Source organism: Gordonia sp. PS3 (genome assembly GCF_041950545.1).
Classification (GTDB): Bacteria; Actinomycetota; Actinomycetes; order Mycobacteriales; family Mycobacteriaceae; genus Gordonia; species Gordonia sihwensis.
The window spans coordinates 2,338,100-2,363,261 of record NZ_CP169524.1; the positions used below are offsets into that span (position 1 = coordinate 2,338,100).

Sequence of the window (25,162 nt, forward strand, 5' to 3'; positions counted from 1 at the left end):
TCAAACGGTCGGCCGCGGGCTGCATCGCACGGGAGCCGGGCCGCGCACGACGACGGCCGGCGTCCCCGTCTCGACGGGAACACCGGCCGTGTCGTGATTCTCGGTCAGGCCGACTTCTCGCGCGGCCCCTCGTCTTCGCTGCGCGGCACGATGGTCGGCAGCACGTTGTCGCGCACCGTCTCCCCCGTGACGACCACCTTGGCCACATCGTCGCGGCTCGGAATGTCGTACATCACCGGCAGCAGTACCTCTTCCATGATGGCCCGCAGACCACGCGCTCCGGTTCCCCGGTGGATCGCCTGGTCGGCCACTGCTTCGAGCGCGTCCTGACTGAACTCGAGTTCGACGTTGTCCATCTCGAACAGGCGCACGTACTGCTTGACGAGCGCGTTCTTGGGCTCCGACAGAATCGAGACCAGCGCCTCCTTGTCGAGGTTCGCGACCGATGCGACCACCGGCAGGCGCCCGATGAACTCGGGGATCAGACCGAACTTGATCAGATCCTCGGGCATCACCTCGGCGAAGTGGTCGGTCGTGTCGACCTTGTCCTTACTCGGGACGTCGTTGCCGAAGCCGATGCTGCGCTTGCCGATCCGCTCGTCGACCACCTTCTCGAGGCCGGCGAACGCACCCGCGACGATGAAGAGCACATTGGTCGTGTCGATCTGGATGAACTCCTGATGGGGATGCTTGCGGCCGCCCTGCGGCGGCACGCTGGCCTGCGTTCCCTCCAGGATCTTCAGCAGCGCCTGCTGCACGCCCTCGCCCGACACGTCGCGGGTGATCGACGGGTTCTCGCTCTTGCGGGCGATCTTGTCGACCTCGTCGATGTAGATGATGCCGGTCTCGGCCCGCTTGACGTCGTAGTCGGCGGCCTGGATCAGCTTCAGGAGGATGTTCTCGACGTCCTCGCCCACGTAGCCGGCCTCGGTCAGTGCGGTGGCGTCCGCGATCGCGAACGGGACGTTGAGCATCTTCGCGAGGGTCTGCGCCAGGTACGTCTTGCCGCAGCCCGTGGGGCCGAGCATGAGGATGTTCGACTTCGCCAGTTCCACGGGCTCCACCGCGGACGAGCGCTTGTCGCCGGACTTCTTCTCACCCGCCTGGATGCGCTTGTAGTGGTTGTAGACGGCCACCGCGAGGGTGCGCTTGGCCGAATCCTGGCCCACCACATAGTTGTCCAGGAAGTCCCGGATCTCCGCGGGCTTGGGCAACTCGTCGAGCTTCACATCGCTGGTCTCGGCGAGTTCCTCCTCGATGATCTCGTTGCAGAGGTCGATGCACTCGTCACAGATGTACACCCCCGGACCTGCGATGAGCTTCTTGACCTGTTTCTGGCTCTTGCCGCAGAAAGAGCACTTCAGGAGGTCACCACCGTCTCCCATTCGCGCCACTACGCCCCACCTACTTCCCTATCTGCGGACAACCTCGACGGTACCCGCGCACGATGCCTTCGACGAGCCGAAATGCGGCAGTCGCTGAGATTCGACGTTCGCTCAGCTCCGCGCCGACTTCTTGCGGTAGTCGAACACCTCGTCGACGATTCCGTACTCCTTGGCCTGGTCGGCCGTGAGGATGTTGTCGCGGTCGGTGTCCTTGCGGATCTTCTCCGGGTCCTGGCCGGTGTGCGAGGCGAGGATCTCGTCCAGCCGCCTGCGGATGCGCTCGATCTCCGCCGCCTGGATCTCCAGATCCGACACCTGGCCCTGGTAGGCACCGCCGGTGCGCGGCTGATGGATCAGCACCGTCGCGTTCGGCAGCGCCGCACGCTTGCCCGGCGTGCCGCCGGCCAGCAGGATCGCCGCGGCCGAGGCCGCCTCGCCGAGGCAGACGGTCATCACGTCGCAGTGCACGTACTGCATGGTGTCGTAGATGGCGAGCATGTCGGGCACGCTGCCGCCGGGCGAGTTGATGTACATGGTGATGTCGCGGTCGGGGTCCTGGCTCTCCAGGACCAGCAGCTGGGCCATCACGTCGTTGGCGACCGTCTGATCGATGGGCGTTCCCACGAAGACGATCCGCTCTTCGAACAGCTTGGCGTACGGGTCGTACTGGCGCTGGCCGTTGGGGGTGTTCTCGATGAACGACGGCAGGATGTACCGAGCCTCGATGCTCTTGAGCGCCAGGGCCGCATCCGGGATGCCCGCGCGGACGTCGGCGGGAAGCAGGTTAGTCATGTTCTCTCCGTAACCGGTGAAGTGAGGTGAACGTGGGTGGCGACGGGATCAGGCGACCGCGCCCGCGCTGGTCACGACGTGGTCGACGAAGCCGTAGGCCTTGGCCTCCTCGGCGGTGAACCAGTTGTCGCGGTCGGCGTCCGCCTCGATCTTCTCCAGCGGCTGGCCGGTGAACTCGGCGTTGAGCCGGTTCATCTCACGCTTGGTGGCGGCGAACTGCTCGGCCTGGATGGCGATGTCCGCGGCCGTGCCACCGATGCCCGCCGACGGCTGGTGCATCATGATCCGCGCGTGCGGCAGCGCGTGACGCTTGCCCTTGGCGCCGGCGGCCAGGAGGAACTGTCCCATCGAGGCGGCCATGCCCATCGCGTACGTGGCGACATCGCACGACGCGAGCTGCATCGTGTCGAAGATGGCCATCCCCGCGGTCACGCTGCCGCCCGGCGAGTTGATGTAGAGGTTGATGTCCTTGGTCGGATCCTCGGCCGCGAGCAGCAGGATCTGCGCGCAGAGGCGGTTCGCGATGTCGTCGTCGACCTGGGTGCCCAGGAAGATGATGCGCTCGCGAAGCAGACGCTCGAAGACCGAGTCGGTCAGGTTCAGGCCGACTGCGCCCGAGCTCATCGAGGGCGTGTACAGATTGCTCACTGAGATGTCCCATCTGTCTAACGGTGCGGATCTCCCCGGAAGGTCTCGTCGACCGAGTCCATCGGACGCATCGCGCCCGTCCTTCGGAGAAGCTGTCACCGAGATTAATCAATTCCACCCCCGGGGTTGTTCCTCCGACACCCCTTATTCGCTTACAGCGGAACGGTTCGGCGGATGTTCGATCCCCGGTCGAAGGCCCTCTGACAGCGCGACAGCCGGGACGATCACTCGTCCCGGCTGTCGCGGTGGTGTCGGAGGCCGGCGGTCAGGCGTCCTCGGCCTCGTCGGTCTCGGCCTCATCGCTCTCGGTGTCGTCCGCCGATCCGAAGAAGGCCTTGGTGTCGATGGTCTCGCCGTTGGTGTCGGTGACCTTGACCTCGCCGATGACCTCGGCGAGCGCCTTGTTGCGGCGCACGTCGGCGTACAGCGCGCCGATCTGGTTGGCGTTCTGCAGCTGCTGGATGAACTCCTGCGGCGCGATGCCGTAGCGCTGCGACTGCATCAGGATCTGCTGGGTCAGCTCGTCCTGAGCGACCTCCACCTCCGTCGCGTCGGCGATGGCGTCGAGCAGCAGCTGAGTGCGCACCGACTTCTCCGCGTCGGCCTTGCTCTCGGCGTCCCACTCCTCGCGGGTCTTGCCCTGCGCTTCGAGGAAGCGGTCGACCTGTGCGTCGTCGTGTCCGAGGGCGTGGACCAGCTGGTGCTGAACGGCCTCGACCTCGTCGGCGACGACGGACTCGGGCAGCGGGAAGTCGACGGTGTCGAGCAGCTGCTCCAGGACGGCGTCACGGATGGCGCCCGCCTGCTCGTACTTCTTCGAGTCGGCGACCCGATCGCGAACGCTGTCGCGCAGTTCGTCGACGGTGTCGAACTCCGAGGCCATCTGAGCGAACTCATCGTCCAGCTCCGGCAGTTCACGGACCTTCACCGAGTTCACCTTGGCCGTGATCTCGGCGTCCTCGCCGGCATGGTCACCGGCGACCAGCTTGGAGGTGAAGGTGGCCGAGTCGCCGGCCTTGACGCCCTCGAGCGCCTCGTCCAGGCCCTCGATCAGGGTGTCGCTGCCGACCTCGTGCGAGAGCCCCTCGGTGGAGGCGTCTTCGACGGTCTCACCGCCGACGGTCGCCGACAGGTCCAGTGACACGAAGTCGCCGCCGGTGACGCCGCGGTCGACTCCGACGAGGGTGCCGAACCGGCCCCGCAGGTTGTCGAGCTCCTCTTCCACGTCGGCGTCGGCGATCTCGATCGGGTCGACCTCGACGGCGATGGACGAGAACTCCGGCAGTTCGATCTCCGGGCGGACGTCGACCTCGGCGGTGAACTTCACCGGCTCGCCGTAGACGAGCTCGGCCAGATCGATCTCGGGCTGACTGATGGCCTTGATCTCGGCCTCGGTGACGGCCTGCGAGTACTTCGCCGGAACGGCGTCGTTCACGACCTGCTCCAGGATCGCCTGCCGGCCGACACGCGCCTCGATCAGCTTGGCCGGAGCCTTGCCCGGGCGGAAGCCGGGGATGCGGATCTGCTGGGCGAGCGACTTGTACGCGCGGTCGAAGTCACCGGTGAGTTCCTCGAACGGAACCTCGACATTCAGCTTGACTCGGGTCGGGCTCAGCTGCTCGACGGTGCTCTTCACGGTGTTGGTACTCCTTGTCGGTTCGTGCTGGCAGTTCGTACTGTCGGGCCGTTCTCCGGCGGTGCCGTCGGGCCTGCGACATCTTCGTCGGGATGACAGGATTTGAACCTGCGACCCTCCGCTCCCAAAGCGGATGCGCTACCAAGCTGCGCCACATCCCGTCGGGCCACGCCGAACACCGGCGGGACCAAAGGAACATAGTACGGGCCGAAGCGCCGCCACGACGAACCCGCCTCCCGTTTTGTGAATCGGCGCGAGGCTCGGTAGAGTTCTGCAAGCGCGCAGCGCGGCCGGGACTCCCGGCACGTCAGCCGCACGCGGGTGTAGCTCAATGGTAGAGCCCTAGTCTTCCAAACTAGCTACGCGGGTTCGATTCCCGTCACCCGCTCCAGACGACGCTTCAGGGCCGGTCTCCGACACAGGAGGCCGGCACTGAAGCGTCGTGAGCGTCTCGTCCCGTCCGAACGGTCAGAGCCCGCCGTCGCGGAGACGCCGGGAGTAGTCCTGAGCGCCGTGGCGCACCGCGGCGTGGACGGCCCGCGCGAGCGCCCCGCCCCAGTGCGACCGCGGCCCCGCGAAGGGCTCGGGTTCTCCGCCGTGATCGCAGACCACCACGACGGCGTCCGATGCGGTTCCGGTCGCCGGGTACCCGGCCTCGAGCAACGCCTGGGTCTTGGCTTCCGTCACGGTGATGACGGCGTTCACCAATGCCGCGTCGGTGAGGGCCACCGGAACGTCGACGGTGATGTTGACGGTCCCCGGCACAACGGTCCCGGGCACCGGCCGGTCGGACCGAAGCAACGGCGCCAGTTCCGGATCCGCGGCATCGACGGGCGCCGCCGCCCAGGTCGGCACCCTCAGCCCGACGGTCGCCGACGCGGTGACAGCGCCGTCGGCGCATGTCACGGTCCGATCCACCGCCGCCGCGGTCAGCATGCCCACTCCGCGTCCGCGCAGTCCGCTGCCCGCGGCGACCTCCCGGAGATGCGCCACCGGGTCCATCCGCCGATAGTCGCCGGGGACCTGCACGTTGAGCACCCACTCCACCGCTCCGATACCGCCGCCGAGCATGGCCGACGAGACACCGCGACGTCCCGGCCCGACGCGCCAGAGACTGGTGACGAGCGGAGCCTCGTCGCCGAACGCCTGAAGGAACTGCAGGTCGATGCTCATATCGCCGTTCACGCTAGCCGAGAACGACGGGCCGCTCACGGCCTGCCGACACCCAGCCCGCGGAGCACGATCCCGGCGAGCAACGCCCAGAAGGCCGAACCGACCCCGACCACCGCGATCCCCGATGCAGCGACCACGAACGTGACCGCGGCCGGCAGCCGATCGTCGACCTGCGACATCGCTGCCGCGCAGGCACTCGCGAAGGCTCCGAGGAGTGCGACGCCGGCGACCGCCTGAACGACCCCGTCGGGCGCCGCGAGCACCACCGCCACGAGCCCGGTCGACGTGAGTCCGAGGACGAGGTACGTGACGCCGGCGCTCAGTCCGGCGACCCACCGTCGTTCCCGATCGGGATCGGCGTCGGGCGCCGCGGCGAGGGCCGCGCTGATCGCGGCGAGGTTGATCGCGTGTCCACCGAACGGCGCGGCCAGCATCGATCCCACGCCGGTGACCGTCATCGCCGGACGCCAGGGCACGTCGTAGCCGAAGCCGGCCATCACCGCGACGCCCGGTATGTTCTGCGCGGCCATTGTCACCAGATACAGCGGCACCGCCGCCCCGATCGACGCGCCGACGGTCCACGACGGCGAGGTCACACTCAACTGCGGAACGAAGTCCGCCAGTCCCGGACCGCCGCCGTCACGCGCGAGTGCTATTCCGATCACCACGAGCGCGGCCCCGAACGCCCCGGGCACCGCCCACCGCGGTCGCACCTTCAGCAGCACCAGCCACACCGCCAGCACGGGTCCGACCGCCGCCGGGTTCGTCGCCAGCCCGCGGAGGGGTTCCACGCACAGCGGCAGCAGCACGCCCGCCAGCATCGCCTGCGCGATCGACACCGGAATCCGCCGCACCAGCTTCGCGAGTCCGGGCCACCAGCCGGTGACGACGAGAAGCACACCGCACGACAGAAATGCCCCGACGGCTGCCGACCACCCGCCGGCGACCGCCCCGGTGGTCGCCAGCAGCGCCGCCCCCGGCGTCGACCACGCCGAGGTGACCGGTATCCGGAACCGCCACGACAGCAGGACCGTCGCGGCACCCATCGCCACCGACACCGCGAACAGACCGGACGCGGCCTGCGCGGCATCGGCCCCGACGGCCCGCAACCCGGCCAGGACCACCGCGAAGGACGAGGTGAAGCCGACGAGCGCGCAGACCACCCCTGCTCCGACGGGTACCGCGATCGATACCCGCTCGCGCCCGCGCACCTCGGCGTTCCGAGTGGTCTCAGTCATGGGACTACCGTTCCATAAACCGAACGTTCTGTAAACCGAACGGTCCTGAGGGTGTTCCCGCCGTACCATCGGCAGACGTGAACGACCTCGGAATCGCCGACCGGCTGCGCGAGCTTCGGCTCGCGCGCGGGTTCAGCCTGTCGGAGCTGGCGCGCCGTGCGGACATCGGCAAGGCCACGCTGTCGGAGATCGAGAGCGGCCGCCGCAATCCCAACATCGAAACCCTCTACGCCCTGTGCGAGCCGCTCGACGTCCCCCTCACCGGCATGCTGGGCGAGACTCCCGGCGCACACGGCACCGCGGCCGGCGGCATGGTGACGGTGCTGTTGTCGACGCGACATCTCGACGGCGCGACCATCGAGGTGTTCCGCCTCGAGTTCCCCGCAGGGGCGCGCCATGTGTCGCCGTCGCACGGCGAAGGGGTGCGCGAACAGCTGTCGGTGGTCTCGGGGACGCTGATCGTCGGCGTCGCCGACCGTCCCGCGACGGTGCACGCAGGAGAATGCCACGCGTGGACCAGCGACCGGGAACACGTATTCGCCGCGCCGGACGGCCCGGCCGAGGCGGTCGTCGTGATCACCACCCACTCCACCACCTGTGACCGATGACACCCCACTGACCTGCCGATTCGCCCGATTCACAGGTGAAGTTCACCCGGAATGTGTTGGCGCGGGTACAACGGTTGTGTAACGATACTCTTCGAGCGCCCACGGGGGTGGCGCTAGTTCACGACCACGAAATGAAGGTAGAGACCACGTGTTTTCCACCAAGTCTTCGAGCCGCCGGGTGAGCCGGACCGCTCGAGTCGTTGCTGTGGCAGCCGGTGCGGCTGCGCTGGCGATGGGGGCGCCCGCAGTGGCCGAGGCAACGCCGGTCACCGTCGTTCCCGGCCTTCCGCCGGTCCAGGTCCCCGATCTGCCGACCGTGCCCGGGCTGCCGCAGGCGCCCGCGCCGAAGCCGAAGCCCAAGCCTCAGCCGCAGACCACGACGCCGGAGAAGCCGGCCGTGCCTGCCGAGCCGAACGTCAAGAGCCCGACCGGCTGGGTCGCGCTCGCCGTCGACGGCGACCACCAGATCTACTGGTGGAAGAACCACGAGTTCGTCAAGCAGATGCCGATCTCGATGGGCACCGACAAGCACCCGACTCCCAATGGCGTGTACCACACCAAGGAGAAGTACCGGGACATGTACATGGACAGCTCCACGTATGGAGTGCCGGTCGACTCGCCCGAGGGCTACCGCACCTACGTCGAGTACGCCACGCGCATGTCGTGGGACGGTATCTTCATCCACGCCGCTCCCTGGTCGGTCGCTCAGCAGGGCGTCTCGAACGCCAGCCACGGCTGCATCAACGTGAGCACCGAGAACGGCAAGTGGGTGTACGACAACATCGGTCAGGGCACCCCGATCGTCGTCCGCGGCACCGTCGGCGGTCAGTACACCGGCGACTAGTCGGCGTGCACTGACGAATACTGTCAGAGACACATCAGAAGCCGGGCCTCCCCGATCAGATCGGGGAGGCCCGGCTTCGTGTGCGCGTCACCCGGCGCGGCTCAGCTCTCCCATGGTCGCCTGCAACTGCAGCCAGTGGGCCAGCGTCTCGCATCCGGTGGTGTCGGGCGCCGTCATCGGGGCGCGACGGTACGGTTCGCTCGCGTACGAGACGTGACGTCCCCCCAGCGGATTGCGCACCCGCCAGCGGCCGAGTTCGACGGTCGGCGGCAGGTATCCGCGGATCTCGCGGGCCGCGGTGCGCAGCCGCACCACATCCCGGCGCCACTGAGCCGGCGAGAAGCGGGTGGCATCCGCGTTCTGCATGCGCCGGCTCATCACCCGAGCCGTCGCGTCGACCACCCACTGTCGCAGCGCGGTCAGCGACAACGAGTCGGTGAGGTCGGCGATGTCCCGGATCAACGAATCGTCACTGGCATTGCAGATCATGTCCGACGGCGCTCCCACCCAGTACGCGGGGAGATCGTCGGGCAGATCCGCGCCGGGGCCGGCGACACCCCAGCCGTTGCAGCCGTCGATCACGCCGGGCGGCTGATTCGGATCCGCGACGAAACCGACCGCCGCGATCGCGCCCGCGAAGCGCAGACTCGCCGGGTGGGCGAGCAACGTCCTGATCACCGCGGCTCCCTGCGAGTAGCCGATCAGCATCACGGGCCGCTCCGCCGCGGCGATGGCCCGCGCCAGGTTGGTCACGCCGGCCGACACGCTCTCGACGTAGCTGACGCCGTCGTGCGCGGGTGCCGGACCATAGCTGGCCGGGTAGCCCACCCAGCGGGATTCGAAGCGGGCGTCGAGGCGGTCGGTGACCGCCCGCAGGAGTCCGGTGACCTCGGTCCGCGTGTCGCCGTCGAACGACTCCCCCGTGCCACCCACGACCAGAACCGTGAATTTCAGTGTCGCACCCATGTCTTCGAGCATGCGCCATGAGTCTTTGAGTCGCATCCGGTGGAGGATGAGGAAACGCTGAGGACTTCGACCGGCTCACCCGAGGTGGGTACTCACCGCTGACAGTTCGGGCACCAGAAGAGGTTCCGGCCCTCCATCTGCTCGGATGCGACGGTGGTACCGCACAACCGGCACGGCTCCCCCGCCCTGCGGTACACGTAGGTCCGCGGGCGGTCGGGCGCATACGCGGGGGCGCCGTGATCGTCGGACGGCCGTACCACGTGGATGTGGCCGCGCCGCACCCCGATCGGCATCAGATGGAGGAGATCGGCCCACATCTCGTCGAACTCGTCGCGGCTCACCGCGACACCTGGGCGATGCGGGTCGACACCGGCGCGGAACAGGACCTCGGCGCGGTAGATGTTGCCGATGCCCGCGACCACCCGTTGGTCCATGAGCAGCGAACCGATGGCCCGGCGCGACCGGGATACGGCGCGCCACGCGATCTCCGGATCGGCGTCCGGGCGCAGCGGGTCCGGTCCCAGCCGGGCGACGAGAGCGTCGAGATCGTCAGGCATGTACAGCTCACACGCATTGGGCCCGCGCAAGTCGATTCCGAGGACGTCGCCGATCAGCCGCATCCGGACCTGTCCCGTCGGCTCCGGCATCGGCAGCGCTTCTTCGCGGAAGGTGCCGTAGATGCCGAGGTGGATATGGACGATCCGCCGGGTGGCTGCGGTGCCGCGGCGACCGTCGTCGTAGCGGTGGATCAGATGTTTGCCCCACGCCTCGGCGCGGCGGAAGACCATGCCGTCCAGAAGGGCCGCTTCGTGAGCGAAGCGGCCCTGGGGACTGGAGACGGATAGTCGCTGCCCGCCGAGGAGACGTTGCTGCCGCCGGGCCAGCCGGTGCAGCGCATGCCCTTCGGGCACCGCCTGCTACTCGCCGGGAAGCGCGGGTGCCTCGCCGGTGCGCTCGTACTCGGCGAGGATGTCGATACGACGCTGGTGACGCGGTTCCTCCGACCACGCGGTGGAGATGAACGCATCGACGATCGCCAGCGCCTCCTCCTTGGAGTGCATGCGTCCGCCGATGCCGATGAGCTGCGCGTTGTTGTGCTGGCGCGCCAACTGCGCGGTCTCGACGCTCCACGCGAGCGCACAGCGCGCGCCGGGAACCTTGTTCGCGGCGATCTGCTCACCGTTCCCGCTGCCGCCCAAGACGATTCCGAGGCTGCCGGGATCGGCGACCGTGCGCTGCGCGGCCGCGATGCAGAACGCCGGGTAGTCGTCGAGGGCGTCGTACTCGTGCGCACCGCAGTCGACGACATCGTGGCCGCCCGCGGTGAGATGTTCGGAGATCTGGTTCTTGAGTTCGAAGCCCGCGTGGTCGGCACCGAGATAAATCCGCATGGCGTCAGTCTAGGGCCTGCGCGACGGCGGACCGGCACGGGGAGGCCAGTAGATTGGTGGTCGTGGATACCCACGGGCCCATTCCCTCAGTCCCCGGCGTCGACGATCCGCTGATCGTCGAACCGCCCGTCGATCTGCCCGGCCCCGGTGCCGTGTGGCGACCGCCCGCCGCCTACGCGGGCGCGCCGCGGCGTCACCCGTGGGAGATCCCGGTGCTGGTGGTGGGCGTGCTCATGGCGGTAGCGGCGTACGCGGTGGTGGTCGTGCTGGTCGCCGTGGGCGCGGTCTCCGAATGGCTGCTGCTCGCGCTCGCGCTTCCGCTGCTCGTGTTCCTCGGACGCGGTCTGAATTACGCGAATATGCGGGTCAACGCGGTGCAGCTGAGCCCGACGCAGTTCCCCGACGGCTATCGCATGCTGGTGGAGGCAGCCGCCCGCTACGGAATGGAGTACGTGCCCGACGGATACGTCGTCAACGGCAACGGCGCCATCAACGCCTTCGCCTCGGGGCACGGGTTCCGCCGCTACGTGGTGGTGTACTCGGACCTGTTCGAAGTCGGCGGCCGGGCACGCAGTCCCGAGGCCCTCGAGTTCGTGATCGGCCACGAGGTGGGACACATCGCCGCCGGTCACGTCTCCTACTGGCGACAGCTCTTCAGCAGTCTCATCATGGGGCTCCCCCTACTGGGATCGCTTCTCTCACGTTCGCAGGAGTACACGGCGGACAACTACGGCTACTACACCCGTCCCGACGGCGCGCACGCGGCGATCGGCCTCCTGGCGGGCGGCAAGTACCTGCTCAGTGCCGTCGACTTCGATCAGTTCGCCGACCGCGCGGTCCACGAGAAGGGCTTCTTCGTCACGCTCGCGAACGCGGTGGCGTCGCATCCGGTCCTCACCTGGCGTGCGGCGGCACTGCGCGACCGGACACGCGCCGGTGCGATTCTGCTGCGGCCCAGGCAGTTCGTGCGCGGTTCGGGCAGCGGCAACGTGGTGCCCGTGCCGCCGCCGGCGCCACCGGCCTCGACCGCTCCCGGCAGCCTGCCCAACCAGCTCGAACAGACCCGCACCTACTGAGGCGCGCGAACCGATCAGCCGAACTCGGGATCCTCGGTGCGGGTGCGCTTGAGCTCGAAGAAGTGCGGGTACGAGGCCAACGCCACCGTGCCGTCCCAGACGCGGCCGGCGTCCTCGCCGCGCGGAATCCGCGACAGCACCGGGCCGAAGAAGGCGACGCCGTTGACATGAATGGTGGGAGTCCCGACGTCGTCGCCGACCTTGTCCATGCCCGCGTGGTGACTGACCCGGATCGCGCCGTCGAACTCGGTGGAATCGGCGGCACCGGCGAGGTCGGCCTCCAGACCCGCGGCCTGCAGCGCAGCCGGGATCACGGTGTCGTAATCCTTGACGCCCTCATTGTGGAACCGGGTGCCCATCTCGGTGTACAGGCGCGGCAGCACCTGCTCCCCGTGGCGCGCGGCGGCCGCGGCGAGCACCCGAACCGGCGTCCATGCCGTATCGAGCATTGCGCGGTAGCTCTCGGGCACGTCCCGGTTCTCGTTGAGAACCGCCAGGCTCATGATGTGGAAGTTCACGTCGATCGGGCGGACCTTCTCGGCTTCGAGGATCCAGCGGGAGGTGATCCAGCACCACGGGCAGAGCGGATCGAACCAGAAGTCGACGCGGTCGGTGGAGGAAGCGTTCTCAGCCATGCACCCATTCAACCACCGTCGAGGCGGCGGCCGGCGGCGTCGGAGGCCACCCGCCACTACTGTTGACACCGTGAGCGCACCAAATCTGACACGTGACCAGGCGCGGCAGCGCGCCGCCATCCTCTCGGTCCAGAACTACCGGATCGAACTCGACCTCACCGACGGCGCCGGCGCCCCCGGCACCGAGCGATTCGGCTCCACCACGACCGTGACCTTCAGCGCGACTGCAGGCGCCACCACCTTCATCGACCTCGTGGCGCCCAAGCTGGTGTCCGCGACGCTCAACGGCGAAGAACTGGACGTGAGTGCCTTCGACGAGTCCACCGGCCTCGAGCTCCCCGGGCTGGCCGCGGAGAACACTCTCGAGGTGGTCGCCGAATGCGCGTACTCGAACACCGGCGAGGGGCTGCACCGTTTCGTCGACCCGGCCGACGGCAACGTCTACCTCTACTCGCAGTTCGAGACCGCCGACGCCAAGCGGATGTTCGCATGCTTCGACCAGCCCGACCTCAAGGCCTCCTACTCGGTGACGGTCACCGCACCGGGGAACTGGCAGGTGATCTCCAACGGCGCCCCCACCGGTGAGCCCGGCACCGCGGCCGACGGCGCGCTGGTACACCGGTTCGCGACTACGGAACGGTTCAGCACCTACCTCGTCGCCCTCATCGCCGGACCGTACTCGGTCTGGAACGACGAGTACTCCGACGAGCACGGGACGATCCCCCTGGGCCTCTACTGCCGAGCATCACTCGCCGAGCACATGGACGCCGAGCGCCTCTTCGCCGAGACCAAGCAGGGATTCGGCTTCTACCACCGGGTCTTCGGGGTTCCGTACGCCTTCGGCAAGTACGACCAACTGTTCGTCCCCGAGTTCAACGCCGGCGCCATGGAGAACGCCGGCGCCGTCACCTTCCTCGAGGACTACGTGTTCCGGTCGCGGGTGACCCGTTACCTGTACGAGCGGCGCGCCGAGACGGTGCTCCACGAGATGGCCCACATGTGGTTCGGCGACCTGGTCACGATGCAGTGGTGGGACGACCTCTGGCTCAACGAGTCGTTCGCGACCTTCGCCTCGGTCCTCTCCCAGGTCGAGGCCACCGAGTACACCAACGCGTGGACCACCTTCGCCAACGTCGAGAAATCGTGGGCATACCGGCAGGACCAACTGCCGTCCACCCATCCGATCGCCGCCGACATCCCCGACATCGCCGCAGTGGAGGTCAACTTCGACGGCATCACCTACGCCAAGGGCGCGTCGGTGCTCAAGCAGCTCGTCGCCTACGTGGGGCTTGAACCCTTCCTCACCGGCCTGCGGGAGTACTTCGCCGAGCACCGCTTCGCGAACGCCACTTTCGCCGACCTGCTCGGCTCGCTCGAACGGGCGTCGGGCCGTGACCTGTCGGGCTGGGGTGCACAGTGGCTCAAGACCACGGGCATCAACGTCATGCGCCCCGAATTCGAGACCGACGCGAACGGTCGCTTCACCTCCTTCACGGTGCTGCAGGAGGGCGCGGCGCCGGGTGCCGGCGAGACGCGCGTGCACCGCATGCGGATCGGCGTGTACGCCGACGAGGGCGGCAAGCTCGTCCGCAGCCGCGTCGTCGAACTCGACGTGGAGGGTCCGCGCACCGACGTTCCCGACCTGATCGGCGTCGAGCGGGGCCGACTGGTACTGCTCAACGACGACGACCTCACCTATGCGTCGGTACGGCTCGACGCCGACTCGCTGGCCACCGCGACGGCTCGGATCGCCGACATCGCCGACCCGATGCCCCGGACGCTCATCTGGTCGGCCGCGTGGGAGATGACCAGGCAGGCCGAGATGAGCGCACGCGACTTCCTGACGCTCGTCGGCGAAGGCATCGGAGCCGAATCCGAAGTCGGCGTGGTCCAGCGGGTCCTACTGCAGGCGGTCACCGCACTGGAGTCGTACGCCGACCCCGCCTGGGCCGCGCAGACCGGATGGCCCACGTTCGCCGGGCGCCTGCTGACTCTGGCACAGAACGCCGAGAGCGGCTCCGACCATCAGCTCGCCTTCGTCAACGCGCTGCTGGGCGGCGTCACCCGCGACGACCAGCAGCCGCTGCTCCGCGCGCTCCTCGACGGCGACGAGCCGGCCGATCACGGACTGCCGGGCCTCGTCGTCGACGACGAACTCCGCTGGAAGCTGGTGAAAGCCCTCGCGACCCACGGCATCGTGGGCGACGACGTGATCGACGCGGAGGCCCGCAGGGACAACACCGCGGCCGGTGCACGGCACGCCGAGGCGGCGCGCGCGGCGCGACCCGACGCCGAGGCCAAGGCGACCGCGTGGACGCGTGCCTTCGACGACGACGGCATCGCCAACGTCACCGTGCGGTCGATCGTCGAGGGTCTGGTGCGTCCCGGCCAGTCGGCATTGCTGTCCGACTACACGCAGCGCTACTTCGACGATGTCGCGGCGCTGTGGGACCGGCGCACGAGCGAGGTGGCGCAGACGGTCGTGATCGGTCTCTACCCGTCCTGGGACATCACCGACGCGGCGCTGCAGAAGGCCGACGCCTTCCTGGCCGGTGACCATCCGCCCGCCCTGGCGCGTCTGATCGCCGAAGGCCGGGACTCCACCGCCCGCGCACTGCGCGCCCGGGACCGCGACCGCCGCTCGTCCGAGTAGCGCGCCCGCGGGCATCAGCCCAGCGAAACGAGACAGGCCCCGCCGTTCGGCGGGGCCTGTGTCGGTGAGTCGGATTCAGGGACGGTCGACAGCCGTGGCCATCACGCGCAGCGCGGAGACCAGTCCGTCGATCAGGTCGCCCCGCTTGAACGACGACAGCGCGGCCGAGACGCCGAGCTCCGCGACGCGGTCGTTGACCCGGCCCGCGACCAGCGCACCGGACACGACGGCGACGTCCTTCGAGTTCGGCGACACCGCAATGAGCGCGCCGTGGGCGGGCTCGGGCGCCTGAGCGAGGATCTCGCGGGCGCCGGCGACCGGGTCGGATCCCAACTCGCCGATGTAGACCGAGAAGCGCACGAGGGCGACCTCGCTGGCCTGGCTGAGAGCGTCGTCGAGCATGATCAACTCGTCGCGGGTGAAGGGCGGGGTGCCGAAGCCGTCGCCCGGGAACAGCGCGGCCGAGATGCGGCCGCTGCTGGTGACGACGGTGCCGAGCGGAAGACCGTTCGACGGCGCGACCGCCGTGCTCTGCTGAGTCACATCACCACTTGCCACTTGCCGAACCTCCCTCGACATCACCCGGCTCGAAGTGCCGGCTCAGGGCCATCGGCTCGATGTCGGTCGCGCTGAACAGAGTGGGACCGTTCTCCCACGGCTGATCGAGCGTGTACTCGGTGACCTTCGGCCGCTTCATTCCAAAAGAGAACACCATCGAGACCACACACAGCGCCACTGCGATCACACACAGCACCACGACGGTCATTCCGACGGGGACAAGAAGTTGATCCACACCCCACCCTTTCGACTAGCGCTCGGAGCTAAGCGCGGAGACCTGCCGTGTGCAGATCGTCTGGTTCAATTTATCGCACCGCGTGCGGCGCTGTCGCCGGAGGGCCTACACAGTGTCGTAGATGCCACGGGGGCGATAGTGGACAATGGTGAGCGTGAGCACGTTCTACGAGGAAGCCGGCGGTCACGAGACGTTCCGCCGGATCACCGCACGCTTCTATGAGGAGGTCGCGGCCGATGAGATCCTCCGGCCGATGTACCCGGAGGAGGACCTCGGCCCGGCCGAGCGACGTCTGCGAATGTTCTTGGAGCAGTACTGGGGCGGGCCGCACACCTACAGCGAGGAGCGCGGCCACCCGCGATTGCGAATGCGTCACGTCCCCTACAAGATCGGCCCCATCGAACGGGACGCGTGGTTACGGTGCATGAACATCGCCATCGAGTCGATCGAATCGGACGTTCTGGACGATGAGCATCGCCGGGCTCTGACCGACTACGTCACCATGGCGGCCGACACGCTCGTCAACAGCCCGTTCTGACCCACCGCGCGGGTATGAACGATTCAGTGAAGGCAGGAGAGGGAACAGAAGACGGTGAGTGAGCAGAGCATGGCGAACGTCCCCGCGACCGACGACGCCCAATGGTGGCGGTCGGCCGTCGTCTACCAGGTGTATCCCCGATCGTTCTCGGATCTCAGCGGCGACGGCGTCGGCGACCTCGCCGGGCTGATCGACAAGCTGGGATATCTCGAACTGCTCGGCGTGGACGCGATCTGGCTCTCGCCGATCATGCGCTCACCGATGGCCGACCACGGATACGACGTCTCCGATCCCCGCGCGATCGATCCCCTCTTCGGCGACCTGGACACCTTCGACGAGCTCATTCGCCAGGCCCACGACCGCGACATCCGGGTGACGATGGATCTCGTCCCCAACCACACCAGCGACCAGCATCCGTGGTTCTCCGGCGCGCTGGGAGCGGCCCCGGGCGGCCCCGAGCGCGAGCGCTACATCTTCGCCGACGGACGCGGCGATGACGGCGAGCTGCCGCCGAACAACTGGACCAGCGTCTTCGGAGGTCCGGCGTGGACGCGGATCGTGGAGCCCGACGGCCGCCCCGGCCAGTGGTATCTGCACCTGTTCGCTCCCGAGCAGCCCGATCTGAACTGGAACAACCCGGAGGTCCTCGCCGACCTGCAGACGACCATGCGCTTCTGGCTCGACCGCGGCATCGACGGCTTCCGCATCGACGTCGCGCACGGCATGGCCAAGCCCGACGGCCTGCCCGACCTGGAGCACCCGGCCGAGGTGCTGCTGCACTCCGACGACGATCCGCGGTTCAACAACGAGGCCGTCCACGACATCCACCGCGCGATCCGGTCGGTGATGGACGAATACCCCGGAACCTTCAACGTCGGCGAGGTGTGGGTCCGCTCCAACGAAGCCTTCTCACGGTACGTCCGGCCGGACGAACTGCATCTGGGCTTCAACTTCCGGCTGGCCACCGCCGGATTCGACGCCGATGAGATCAAGGAGGCGATCACCGAGTCGCTGGCCGCCACCGCCTCGGTCGGCGCGGTGCCGACGTGGACCCTCTCGAACCATGATGTGCCGCGCGAGGTGACGCGCTACCAGCCCACCGGTGAGGCGGCCGACGGGCGCACGCCCGACGACCTCCTCGCCATCGGCACCATCCGAGCGCGGGCGATGATCATGGTGGAGCTGGCGCTGCCGGGCACCGTCTTCATCTACAACGGTGCCGAACTCGGTCTGCCCAACGTCGATCTGCCCGACGACGCACTCGTCGACCCGGTCTGGGAGAACTCCGGTCACACCGACCGCGGTCGCGACGGCTGTCGGGTTCCGCTGCCGTGGGAGGGCACCGAGCCGCCCTTCGGATTCAGCAGCCGGTCGGACACCTGGCTGCCGATCCCCGCCGACTGGGCGGCACTGACCGTGGAGTCTCAGCTCGAGGACATCTACTCGATGCTGTCTCTGTACCGGCAGGCGATCGAACTGCGCTACGCACGTCCGGAGTTCTCCGGCGACACCGTGCAGTGGTACGGCGCCCCCGAGGGCTGCCTCGCCTTCCGCCGGCCCGGCGGCCTCATCTGTGCGCTCAACGCCTCCGATCGCCCGGTACCGCTTCCGCCCGGACAGATCCTCCTGGTCAGTACCCCGCTGGAGGGCGGTCTGCTGCTCCCCGGCGCCGCCGCCTGGCTGGTGTGAGATCCGGGCCGGGGATCACGGTCAACCGTTCGCTCCGGTTCGGAGGTTCCGCAGGGCCCGTTTGACGACCTTTCCGTTGGCGTTCTTGGGAAGCTCGTCGAGAAATGTGACGGACTTGGGCTTCTTGAAGGACGCCAAGTGCGCACGGGTGTGAGCGATGAGCTGCGGTTCGGTGACGTCGGCGCCCGGGCCGGTCACGACGAACGCGCATACGTTCTCGCCCCATTCGGGGTCGGGGACGCCGACGACTGCGGCCTCGTGGACAGCCGGATGAGCGAGCAGGACCTCTTCCACTTCGCGGGGATAGATGTTGGAGCCACCGCTGATGATGACGTCTTTGGACCGGTCGGTGAGGTAGAGGAACCCGTTCTCGTCGAAGTGTCCGACATCTCCGGTGCGCAGCCACCCGTTGCTGATGGCGGCCGCGGTCGCGTTCGGATCTGACCAGTACCCCGCCATGACGACATCGCCGCGGACTTGGATCTCTCCGGTTGTACCTGCAGGCGAGTCGGCACCGTCGTCGTTCACCACCCGCACCTCGACGCCGGTGAACGGCTGGCCGCAGGATCTGCGCCGAGGATCGGCGCTGTCGTGGGGAACCTCGTCCGGTTTCATCACGGCTATCGTCATGGGGCACTCGCCCTGTCCGTACATCTGGGTGATGATGGGACCGAACGTATCGAGCGCGTCCTGCAGATCTTCTTGATACAGCGCGGCTCCGCCGATGACCAGGCTGCGCAGGTGCGGAACCGCCGGTGCCGAACCCCCTCGGACCTCGTCGGTGAGACGACGCAGCATGGTAGGCGCGAGGAACGCTCCGTGGGTGACCCGGTCGGACTGGGCGAGGGCGAGATAGTCGGCTGGATCGAAGCTGCCGGCCGACGAGATCACGGTGACTGCTCCGTGGCCCACCGCGGGGAGCAGGTAGAGCCCGCTGCCGTGGGTGAGCGGAGCGGCGTGCAGATAGACGGCGTCGTCACCGACCGGGTCGATGTCGGCGTAGTAATTGAGCGTCATGCTCAGCAGATTCCGGTGCGTGAGAGTGGCACCTTTGGGACGCCCGGTGGTCCCCGAAGTGTAGAAGATCCACGCTGGGTCCTCGGGGCGAACGTCGGCGACAGGGACCGGTTGCCCGACGCGGAGCGCCTCGTATGCTGCCGAGTCGGTCCGCAGCACAGTGGCTTCGGACGTGCCGCAGCTCACTGCGCCGTCCGTCTCAGGCGCGATGACCACGAGTTTCGCCGCACAGTGGTCGAGAACGTACGACACTTCTCGGGGGTGCAGGTGACGGTTGAGAGGTACCACCACCAGCCCGGCCCAGAGCGTCGCCCACAGCAATTCGAAGAGTTCGGGTCCATTCGGCAGGACGAGGACCACCCGATCGCCGCTACGGAGCCCGGACGCCCTGAGGCCGCCGGCCATCCGTGCGATCCGATCGCTGGCGACCGCGTAGCTCGACGATCGGTCGCCGTAGCGCCAAGCGTCCCGTGTCGGCACCCGAAGCGAGCTCGCTGCCAGCAGAGTTGCAGTGTTCATCGTGCCCGTCAGCCTTCGGCGTCGTCCGGTTCGGGAAAGTACTCCACCGACGACCCCGGCGGGACGGCGTCGTTGACCAGCGGACCGGCGGCGTCACGCCACATCTCGTATGCGATCTCCTTGGTGATCTCACCGTCTCGGAGTTCGAAACAGTGCACCAGCCGCAGGCTGATCCGAGTGCCGATGGGGAACGGCAGGTTGGGCATCTCGTCACCGATCACGGTCACGTCGGCAACCGCGTCATCGAACACGAACTGCTCCGTGCCGAAGCGTCGCAACGTGGTGAGCGAATGGAATTGCAGCGTGCGAAAGATCTTCATGTAGGCGCTGCGCACCTCTGCGGCATCGGTGTAAACGAGGCCGCGGTTCGGGGCTTCCCAGGAGATATCGGACGCGTAGAGGGCGATCGCCTTGTCGACGTCGTCGGGGTTCTCATTGTGGAAGTGCTCTTGGACCACCGCGAGGTTACGGGCGATGATCTCGTCGCGGGACAGTTCTGCGTCCGGGCGCATGGTCGTCATGAGTGAGGGTCCTTACAGTAGATCGGGAGCGGTTATCTGGTGAGCCACGGGTAGCGGGCGGAGTCGGCGTCGGCGTGGCTGGTGCCTTCGACGACGACCCTGTCGCCGTCGACGATGTAGTTGAAGTAGGCGGAGTGGTGTTCGATCGACGAGATGAATCCGCCGAGTTCGCCGAGGAACTCCTCGATCTTCTCGACGCCTCGAACCATGCCGTACTTGGGGAAGCAGAACAGAGCGTCGTCGGCGAAGAGTTCGATGACGTCGCCACCGGTATCGACGCGTTTGAGGAACTCGAGAGCGACTGACTTACGCTGTTCGTCGGTCATGGTGCCGGTCGTGATGGTCATTGGAAGCCTCCTTCATCAGATGGAGCGGAGTCAGACTCGGGACAGGACGGCGTCGATCGCTTCACGCAGCGCGCTGAGCGGGTCGTCTGCCATGCCGTGGCTCCGCCAGGCGATGTGACGGTCGGGCCGGACCAGCAGGCAGCCGCCGTCGGAGATCTCGCGGGCTCGCGCCCAGTCGCCGTATACGTCGTCGAAGGCGAGACGGTAACCGATGGGGGCACTCGCGATCTCGACGCCCACCTCCGCACCGATCTTCTCGGCAGCCGCGACCCACGCCTCGCCGCCGATTCCGGTGATCACTGTGAATCTGCCGTGACCGACGGCATCGAGTGTCGAGATCTGTTCGCCGTTCCGCTCGATCCAGACATGCGGCAGATATGCGCCTGGATGAGTGGTCGGTTGATAGTAGAGCTCGGGATCGCGAGTGTGAGCCGGGAACGGGGTCCCGTCGCCGACCACCGCCGTCGAGGTGTACCGATGGCCGAGTTCGACACCGTGCGCGTGGAAATGGTAGGCGTTTTCGTCGATGCAGTCTTCAAGCGCCTTGCGCCGCTTGCGTCCGTCATCGGTGTCGGCGACGAATTCGTCGATCGCCGCCCACCCTTCCTCGTCGGTCTGGCCCGGCCGGATGCCGAGGATCGACGGGACCCGCCCGACGATGTCTGCACTCTTCAAGGCGCGGTCCACCACCTGCCTGCCTACCGGATGACGCTCCTGGTGGTAGCTCTCGAGCAGAGATGGTCCGGCCTGCCCCTTGACGACCGCGGCGAGCTTCCAAGCGAGGTTGTACGCGTCTTGAATGGAGGTGTTGGACCCCAACCCGTTCGCCGGTGGGTGGCGGTGTGCGGCGTCGCCGGCCAGAAACACCCGCCCCCGCTGGTACTCGGAGGCGAGTACGTGATTGACCTGCCAGGTCGAGACGTTCTTGATCGTGACCGGAATGCTGTCGTCACCGATGGCCTTGTAGATGCGAGGCAGCATGGCTTCCTCGCTGGTGTCGATCTCTTCGGTGTCCGGGTCGTACATGAACACCAGCACCCACTCGTTCCACGGCCGCACGGTGATGAAGACTCCGGAGCCGAGCCAGAAGTCCTTGCCGGGCTGTGCGGTCCAGAACAGCACGCCCGGCCGGTGAGCGCGGTACTTGGACAGATCGGCTTCGAGCCAGATGTTGACCGCGTAGCCGAGCCCTGTTTCTCCCTCGAGTGAGAATCCCAACTGCTCGGCGACCGTCGAGCGACCGCCGTCGGCGCCGATCGCGTACTTCGCCCGCACCTGATAGGTCTCACCGGTGTGGCTGTATCGAACGGTCGCGGTGACCCCGTCGGCGTCCTGCGAGATCTCGGTCAGTTCCGTGGAGAACCGGATGTCGGCCCCGCGGTCGAGCGCACCCTGCAAGATCAAGGGCTCGAACAGGTGCTGGGGCATGTTGCATATGGCCGACGGGCTTCCCGCCTCGTAATCCGCTTTACGGTCGACCTTCGTCCCCCAGGTCTTCACCCGGGCGATCTCCTTGCCCGCCATGCTGGTGGCCCACACGTTGTCGGCCATCAACTCGTTGGGGACGGAGACGCTGCGCACCTGATCCTCGATCCCGAGGTCGCGCATGACCTCCATGGTGCGCTAGTTCGTGATGTGTGCCCTCGGCGTGTTGGCGGTACGCGGGTACTTGGTGACCGTGACGGCATCGACGCCGTGCATCGCCAGGAACGCCGCAGCTGTCAGTCCGGAGGGCCCGGCACCCACGACGAGCACATCGGTCTCGACGACTCTCATGGCTTATCTCCTTCTCGTCAGTCGCGGGGTGCGACGAGGCGATTGCTCATCTGACCCAGCCCCTCGATGCTGGTAGTCAGCACCTCGCCGGCGGCGAGGTAGCGTTGCGGATCCGCGGCGAGGCCGGCTCCGGCCGGGGTCCCGGTGAAGATCAGGTCGCCCGGGTAGAGCGTGACGACCTCGGAGAGCTGTGCGATCAGTTCGGGTACGGAGAAGATCAGGTCGGAGGTCGAGCTCTTCTGGACCTCTTCTCCGTCGATCGCGCAAGCGATCTCCAGATCGTCCGGATTCTCCAGTTCGTCCGGAGTGACCACCCAGGGCCCGATCGGGCCGAAGCCGGGATGCGATTTGGCGAGACTGAACTGCGGTGCGGGTCCGGCGAGCTGACGGGATCGCTCCGAGATGTCCTGGCCGTTGGTCAGTCCCACGACGTGGTCCCACGCGTTCTCCACATGCACTCCGCGTGCTTCCCGACCGATCACCACCACCAGCTCCGCTTCCCAGTCGACGTTCCCGTCGACGAGGGCGATGTCCCCGAAGGGTCCGGTCAGAGATGAGGCGAATTTGGTGAACACCGACGCCCTGGCCGGGATTTCGAATCCTGACTCGGCGGCGTGTTCCCGATAGTTGAGCGCAATGGCGAAGATCTGCCGCGGCCTCGACACCGGCGGTCCGAGCAACGTCTCGTCGAAACTCTGCGGCGTCAATGCAGCTGCCCGCGCCCACTCGCGGAACTCATCCCAGCGTGCGAGCACAGACTCCGGATCCGGCCCGAAACGCCCTTCGCTGTCGCGGGCGATGTCGGCCGCCCCGTCTTCGGTCACCAGTACCGCTCGTCCTGCAAGATTCGCCAGCTTCATCGTCATCCTCCTCTTCCAGAGTGACGGGCGCCACTCTGCGGTGTGCGTTTCAGCATGCGCCACAACTTTCCATCCGTCAAGAGAAAGTAGAAAGTTATACGGAAGTTCCTTTCCTGCTAGGGTCGAAGCATGGCGCGATCCACGTATGGGACCCGCGCGGACGACACGTTCGCGACGATGAGAGCCGACATTCTGGCCGGCAGGTTGACACCCGGCGAGAAACTGAAGTTCCCGGAACTGAGCACCAGATACGGCGTCGGCGTAGGGGTGCTTCGCGAAGCTCTGACCCGCTTGGTCGAACAGGACCTCGTCCGGTCTCAACCGCACCAGGGGTTTCAGGTGACCCCGCTGTCCGCAGAGGACCTGATCGAACTCACAACGGCGCGCGTGGCGATCGAGTGCCTGGTGTTCCGCATGTCACTGGCTGAAGGCGACACTCCGTGGGAGTCGGATCTGGTCGCGAAGCACCACACACTCGAGAGGACTCCGCAGTACGACCGGGACGATCCAGAACGCGTGGGCGACGCGTGGTCGCGGGCGCACGCCGATTTCCATCATGCGCTGTTGGCCGGCTGCCGAAACTCCAGACTGCTGGGGATCGCGACATCGTTGCGTGATTCCGCAGAGCTCTACCGCTCGTGGTCCCAGCAGCACTTCAGGCACCCGGACCGTGACGTGATCGCAGAACACCGTGAACTCATGGAACTCGCACTCGCGCGAGATGCCGATGCCGCGGTCGAGGCGTTGGCGCGGCATATCAGCCACACCACCGACATTCTTCTCGGCACCGACCACCGGCAGGAATCGATGTCGGCCGGAAACGTGGGCAGCGGCGTGTCCGCCTAGCTGCGCACGGCCAGATTCAGCACCGAGCGCCGTTGGTAGACCGAGCCGAAGCGCGCGTCCACCCGCACCCAGCTGGACGAGAGACGGACCCGCACCGGCTCGTCCGGCGCGATCGCGTCGATCGGTGAGTCGGCAGTGATCTCGCGGCCGGCGGCGTCGCGGACGAAGCCCATCGCGGTGAGGGCGAAGACCGCACGCATCGACACCTTCGCCCGAGCGCCCGACCCGCTCGGCCCGCTCACCTCGATCACCGTCTGATCCAGCAACGACGACGCCGGGCCGAGCGCGCCGGATTCCGTGCGGGCCACGTCGGCGCCCCTGCGGGCGAGTGACACCAGCTCGCGCGCCGGGACGTCGTCGAGGTGGTCGAAGCCGTCCGACGGGGGCAGCGCGCCCTGCCAGGCTCCGGGCAGTGCGAAGCCGAGCGGGAGCGGACCGTCGCCGCCCACCGCCGCCGACATCGCGCCGACGTCGGCGACCACGTCGGCCGGAGTCACCGAACCGAACACCGAGCGGGTCGCGAGGATGTCGAAGCCGGTGCGCACCCACAACCCGACGCGCCCGTCCGGCCGCTGCTGAACCCGCAGCACGCCGGAGTCGTCCACCCGGCGAGCCCGTTCCAGGAATGCCGCCAGATCGGTTCGGTCGGCCGGCCCGTGCGGGACCAGCACCCGCTCCCCCGCCGCCGCGTCGGTCACCTGTTCACCGGCTCGCGGAGGAAGCTCTGCAGATACGCCTTCTCGTCGGCGGTCATGCGCCGGGGCCGCTGCGTGTCGATGTCGAAGGAGACCAGCTGAGTGGTGGCGACCACCGACGGACGGGACTCGGGATCGGCTCCGTACGGCCGGACCTCGTAGCCCACCGTGAAGTCGACCGCACGCAGTCGCTCCACGAACATGGTGACGCGGATCGGCGACTCGTCGTGGCGGATCTGTCCCTGGTACTTGACGTGCAGGTCGGCGACGAGACAGCCCTTGCGCATCAGCGCGGTGGGCTTGTCATCGTAGAAGAGCCAGGGGATCCGCGCCTCCTCGAGCAGGGTCACCATGCGCGCGTGGTTGATGTGCGCGAATACGTCCATATCCGACCACCGCACCGGGACCGACACCTCGTACCCCCGGTCGGTCCGACAACCGTTATCCGCGAAAAGCCTTCGCTTGTCGACGTTCTCGTCTACGGCGAGGGATTCTTGATCTGCCATGCGCTGTGTG

General features: G+C 67.6%; 26 protein-coding genes, 2 tRNA genes and 1 pseudogene. 8 read left to right on the forward strand and 21 right to left on the reverse strand.

All coding sequences use genetic code 11. The features are described 5' to 3' along the window. Positions 1 to 104: 104 nt before the first annotated feature. From clpX to ACE11G_RS10870, 5 genes are all read right to left on the reverse strand, one after another. Entirely contained in the window at positions 105 to 1,394 is a 1,290-nt protein-coding gene (gene clpX, locus ACE11G_RS10850) for an ATP-dependent Clp protease ATP-binding subunit ClpX (RefSeq protein ID WP_006896638.1), read from the reverse strand. Positions 1,395 to 1,496: 102 nt separating this feature from the next. Then, on the reverse strand, positions 1,497 to 2,177 hold the full coding sequence (locus ACE11G_RS10855) for an ATP-dependent Clp protease proteolytic subunit (protein WP_006896637.1): 681 nt from the start codon (positions 2,175 to 2,177) through the stop codon (positions 1,497 to 1,499). A 48-nt stretch (positions 2,178 to 2,225) separates the two neighbouring features. Beyond that, on the reverse strand, positions 2,226 to 2,801 hold the full coding sequence (locus tag ACE11G_RS10860; protein WP_039867541.1) for an ATP-dependent Clp protease proteolytic subunit: 576 nt from the start codon (positions 2,799 to 2,801) through the stop codon (positions 2,226 to 2,228). Positions 2,802 to 3,090: 289 nt separating this feature from the next. Continuing rightward, a complete protein-coding gene (tig, locus tag ACE11G_RS10865; protein ID WP_375002147.1) occupies positions 3,091 to 4,461 on the reverse strand; it encodes a trigger factor in 1,371 nt (456 codons plus the stop codon). Positions 4,462 to 4,548: 87 nt separating this feature from the next. Next, positions 4,549 to 4,622 (reverse strand) — tRNA-Pro (locus tag ACE11G_RS10870). A 156-nt stretch (positions 4,623 to 4,778) separates the two neighbouring features. Between ACE11G_RS10870 and ACE11G_RS10875 the strand changes: the two genes are divergently transcribed. Further along, positions 4,779 to 4,852, forward strand: a tRNA-Gly gene (locus ACE11G_RS10875). 77 nt (positions 4,853 to 4,929) lie between these two features. Here ACE11G_RS10875 and ACE11G_RS10880 read toward each other — a convergent pair. Beyond that, entirely contained in the window at positions 4,930 to 5,634 is a 705-nt protein-coding gene (locus ACE11G_RS10880) for an adenosylcobinamide amidohydrolase (RefSeq protein ID WP_375002149.1), read from the reverse strand. Positions 5,635 to 5,669: 35 nt separating this feature from the next. After that, the gene (locus ACE11G_RS10885; protein WP_062367610.1) at positions 5,670 to 6,872 is read right to left on the reverse strand and encodes a benzoate/H(+) symporter BenE family transporter; all 1,203 of its coding nucleotides are present in this window, start codon (positions 6,870 to 6,872) and stop codon (positions 5,670 to 5,672) included. A 77-nt stretch (positions 6,873 to 6,949) separates the two neighbouring features. On the opposite strand from ACE11G_RS10885, the gene ACE11G_RS10890 reads away from it, so the two are divergent. Further along, complete coding sequence (locus ACE11G_RS10890; RefSeq protein WP_006896632.1) at positions 6,950 to 7,480, forward strand: helix-turn-helix domain-containing protein; 531 nt, start codon at positions 6,950 to 6,952, stop codon at positions 7,478 to 7,480. A 148-nt stretch (positions 7,481 to 7,628) separates the two neighbouring features. Further along, a complete protein-coding gene (locus ACE11G_RS10895; protein ID WP_278127058.1) occupies positions 7,629 to 8,324 on the forward strand; it encodes a L,D-transpeptidase in 696 nt (231 codons plus the stop codon). Between the two features lie 87 nt (positions 8,325 to 8,411). Here ACE11G_RS10895 and ACE11G_RS10900 read toward each other — a convergent pair whose 3' ends face one another. The 3 genes from ACE11G_RS10900 to ACE11G_RS10910 all read right to left on the reverse strand — a co-directional run bounded on the left by ACE11G_RS10900 (position 8,412) and on the right by ACE11G_RS10910 (position 10,681). Next, the gene (locus tag ACE11G_RS10900) at positions 8,412 to 9,302 is read right to left on the reverse strand and encodes a PE-PPE domain-containing protein (protein ID WP_006896630.1); all 891 of its coding nucleotides are present in this window, start codon (positions 9,300 to 9,302) and stop codon (positions 8,412 to 8,414) included. 80 nt (positions 9,303 to 9,382) lie between these two features. After that, the gene (locus ACE11G_RS10905) at positions 9,383 to 10,201 is read right to left on the reverse strand and encodes an Fpg/Nei family DNA glycosylase (protein ID WP_045536996.1); all 819 of its coding nucleotides are present in this window, start codon (positions 10,199 to 10,201) and stop codon (positions 9,383 to 9,385) included. Between the two features lie 6 nt (positions 10,202 to 10,207). Beyond that, positions 10,208 to 10,681, reverse strand: a complete 474-nt coding sequence (locus tag ACE11G_RS10910; protein WP_006896628.1) for a ribose-5-phosphate isomerase — start codon at positions 10,679 to 10,681, stop codon at positions 10,208 to 10,210. Between the two features lie 53 nt (positions 10,682 to 10,734). Here ACE11G_RS10910 and ACE11G_RS10915 point away from each other — a divergent pair, with 53 nt between their 5' ends. After that, positions 10,735 to 11,757 (forward strand): M48 family metallopeptidase, encoded by a 1,023-nt coding sequence (locus tag ACE11G_RS10915; protein WP_006896627.1) that lies wholly within the window; start codon positions 10,735 to 10,737, stop codon positions 11,755 to 11,757. Between the two features lie 14 nt (positions 11,758 to 11,771). On the opposite strand, the gene ACE11G_RS10920 is transcribed toward ACE11G_RS10915, so the two are convergent. Continuing rightward, positions 11,772 to 12,392, reverse strand: coding sequence for a DsbA family protein (locus ACE11G_RS10920; RefSeq protein ID WP_045536994.1), 621 nt, complete (start codon positions 12,390 to 12,392; stop codon positions 11,772 to 11,774). Positions 12,393 to 12,462: 70 nt separating this feature from the next. Here ACE11G_RS10920 and pepN point away from each other — a divergent pair, with 70 nt between their 5' ends. Then, positions 12,463 to 15,045 (forward strand): aminopeptidase N, encoded by a 2,583-nt coding sequence (pepN, locus tag ACE11G_RS10925; protein WP_375002154.1) that lies wholly within the window; start codon positions 12,463 to 12,465, stop codon positions 15,043 to 15,045. Positions 15,046 to 15,120: 75 nt separating this feature from the next. Here pepN and ACE11G_RS10930 read toward each other — a convergent pair whose 3' ends face one another. Then, positions 15,121 to 15,588: a DUF5130 domain-containing protein gene (locus tag ACE11G_RS10930; protein ID WP_006896624.1), complete on the reverse strand. Its 468-nt coding sequence runs from the start codon at positions 15,586 to 15,588 to the stop codon at positions 15,121 to 15,123. A 1-nt stretch (position 15,589) separates the two neighbouring features. Further along, complete coding sequence (locus tag ACE11G_RS10935) at positions 15,590 to 15,838, reverse strand: hypothetical protein (protein WP_006896623.1); 249 nt, start codon at positions 15,836 to 15,838, stop codon at positions 15,590 to 15,592. A gap of 145 nt (positions 15,839 to 15,983) precedes the next feature. On the opposite strand from ACE11G_RS10935, the gene ACE11G_RS10940 reads away from it, so the two are divergent. Continuing rightward, on the forward strand, positions 15,984 to 16,376 hold the full coding sequence (locus ACE11G_RS10940) for a globin (RefSeq protein WP_006896622.1): 393 nt from the start codon (positions 15,984 to 15,986) through the stop codon (positions 16,374 to 16,376). A gap of 69 nt (positions 16,377 to 16,445) precedes the next feature. Then, entirely contained in the window at positions 16,446 to 18,065 is a 1,620-nt protein-coding gene (locus tag ACE11G_RS10945) for a glycoside hydrolase family 13 protein (RefSeq protein ID WP_045537011.1), read from the forward strand. Positions 18,066 to 18,086: 21 nt separating this feature from the next. Here the strand turns inward: ACE11G_RS10945 and ACE11G_RS10950 are convergent, their stop codons facing one another. The 6 genes and pseudogenes from ACE11G_RS10950 to ACE11G_RS10975 all read right to left on the reverse strand — a co-directional run bounded on the left by ACE11G_RS10950 (position 18,087) and on the right by ACE11G_RS10975 (position 23,105). Further along, positions 18,087 to 19,601 (reverse strand): class I adenylate-forming enzyme family protein, encoded by a 1,515-nt coding sequence (locus ACE11G_RS10950; RefSeq protein WP_375002158.1) that lies wholly within the window; start codon positions 19,599 to 19,601, stop codon positions 18,087 to 18,089. A gap of 8 nt (positions 19,602 to 19,609) precedes the next feature. Beyond that, positions 19,610 to 20,122 carry a nuclear transport factor 2 family protein gene (locus ACE11G_RS10955; RefSeq protein ID WP_375002160.1) on the reverse strand — a complete coding sequence of 171 codons (513 nt, stop codon included), beginning with the start codon at positions 20,120 to 20,122 and terminating at the stop codon, positions 19,610 to 19,612. 32 nt (positions 20,123 to 20,154) lie between these two features. Beyond that, positions 20,155 to 20,469, reverse strand: coding sequence for a nuclear transport factor 2 family protein (locus ACE11G_RS10960; RefSeq protein ID WP_062367606.1), 315 nt, complete (start codon positions 20,467 to 20,469; stop codon positions 20,155 to 20,157). Positions 20,470 to 20,499: 30 nt separating this feature from the next. Then, positions 20,500 to 21,159, reverse strand: coding sequence for a hypothetical protein (locus ACE11G_RS10965; protein ID WP_375004136.1), 660 nt, complete (start codon positions 21,157 to 21,159; stop codon positions 20,500 to 20,502). Further along, positions 21,157 to 22,245: pseudogene (locus tag ACE11G_RS10970) on the reverse strand (FAD-dependent oxidoreductase); the annotation flags it as partial. The gene ACE11G_RS10965 and the pseudogene ACE11G_RS10970, both read right to left, overlap by 3 nt. Before the next feature lie 17 nt (positions 22,246 to 22,262). Then, positions 22,263 to 23,105 carry a fumarylacetoacetate hydrolase family protein gene (locus ACE11G_RS10975; RefSeq protein WP_062367623.1) on the reverse strand — a complete coding sequence of 281 codons (843 nt, stop codon included), beginning with the start codon at positions 23,103 to 23,105 and terminating at the stop codon, positions 22,263 to 22,265. Positions 23,106 to 23,234: 129 nt separating this feature from the next. Here ACE11G_RS10975 and ACE11G_RS10980 point away from each other — a divergent pair, with 129 nt between their 5' ends. Next, complete coding sequence (locus ACE11G_RS10980; protein WP_062367605.1) at positions 23,235 to 23,951, forward strand: GntR family transcriptional regulator; 717 nt, start codon at positions 23,235 to 23,237, stop codon at positions 23,949 to 23,951. Here the strand turns inward: ACE11G_RS10980 and ACE11G_RS10985 are convergent. Further along, positions 23,948 to 24,649, reverse strand: coding sequence for a hypothetical protein (locus ACE11G_RS10985; RefSeq protein WP_062367604.1), 702 nt, complete (start codon positions 24,647 to 24,649; stop codon positions 23,948 to 23,950). The genes ACE11G_RS10980 and ACE11G_RS10985 overlap by 4 nt on opposite strands. Next, complete coding sequence (locus ACE11G_RS10990; RefSeq protein WP_006896613.1) at positions 24,646 to 25,152, reverse strand: thioesterase family protein; 507 nt, start codon at positions 25,150 to 25,152, stop codon at positions 24,646 to 24,648. Before ACE11G_RS10990 ends, ACE11G_RS10985 begins: the two co-directional genes overlap by 4 nt. Positions 25,153 to 25,162 lie beyond the last annotated feature (10 nt).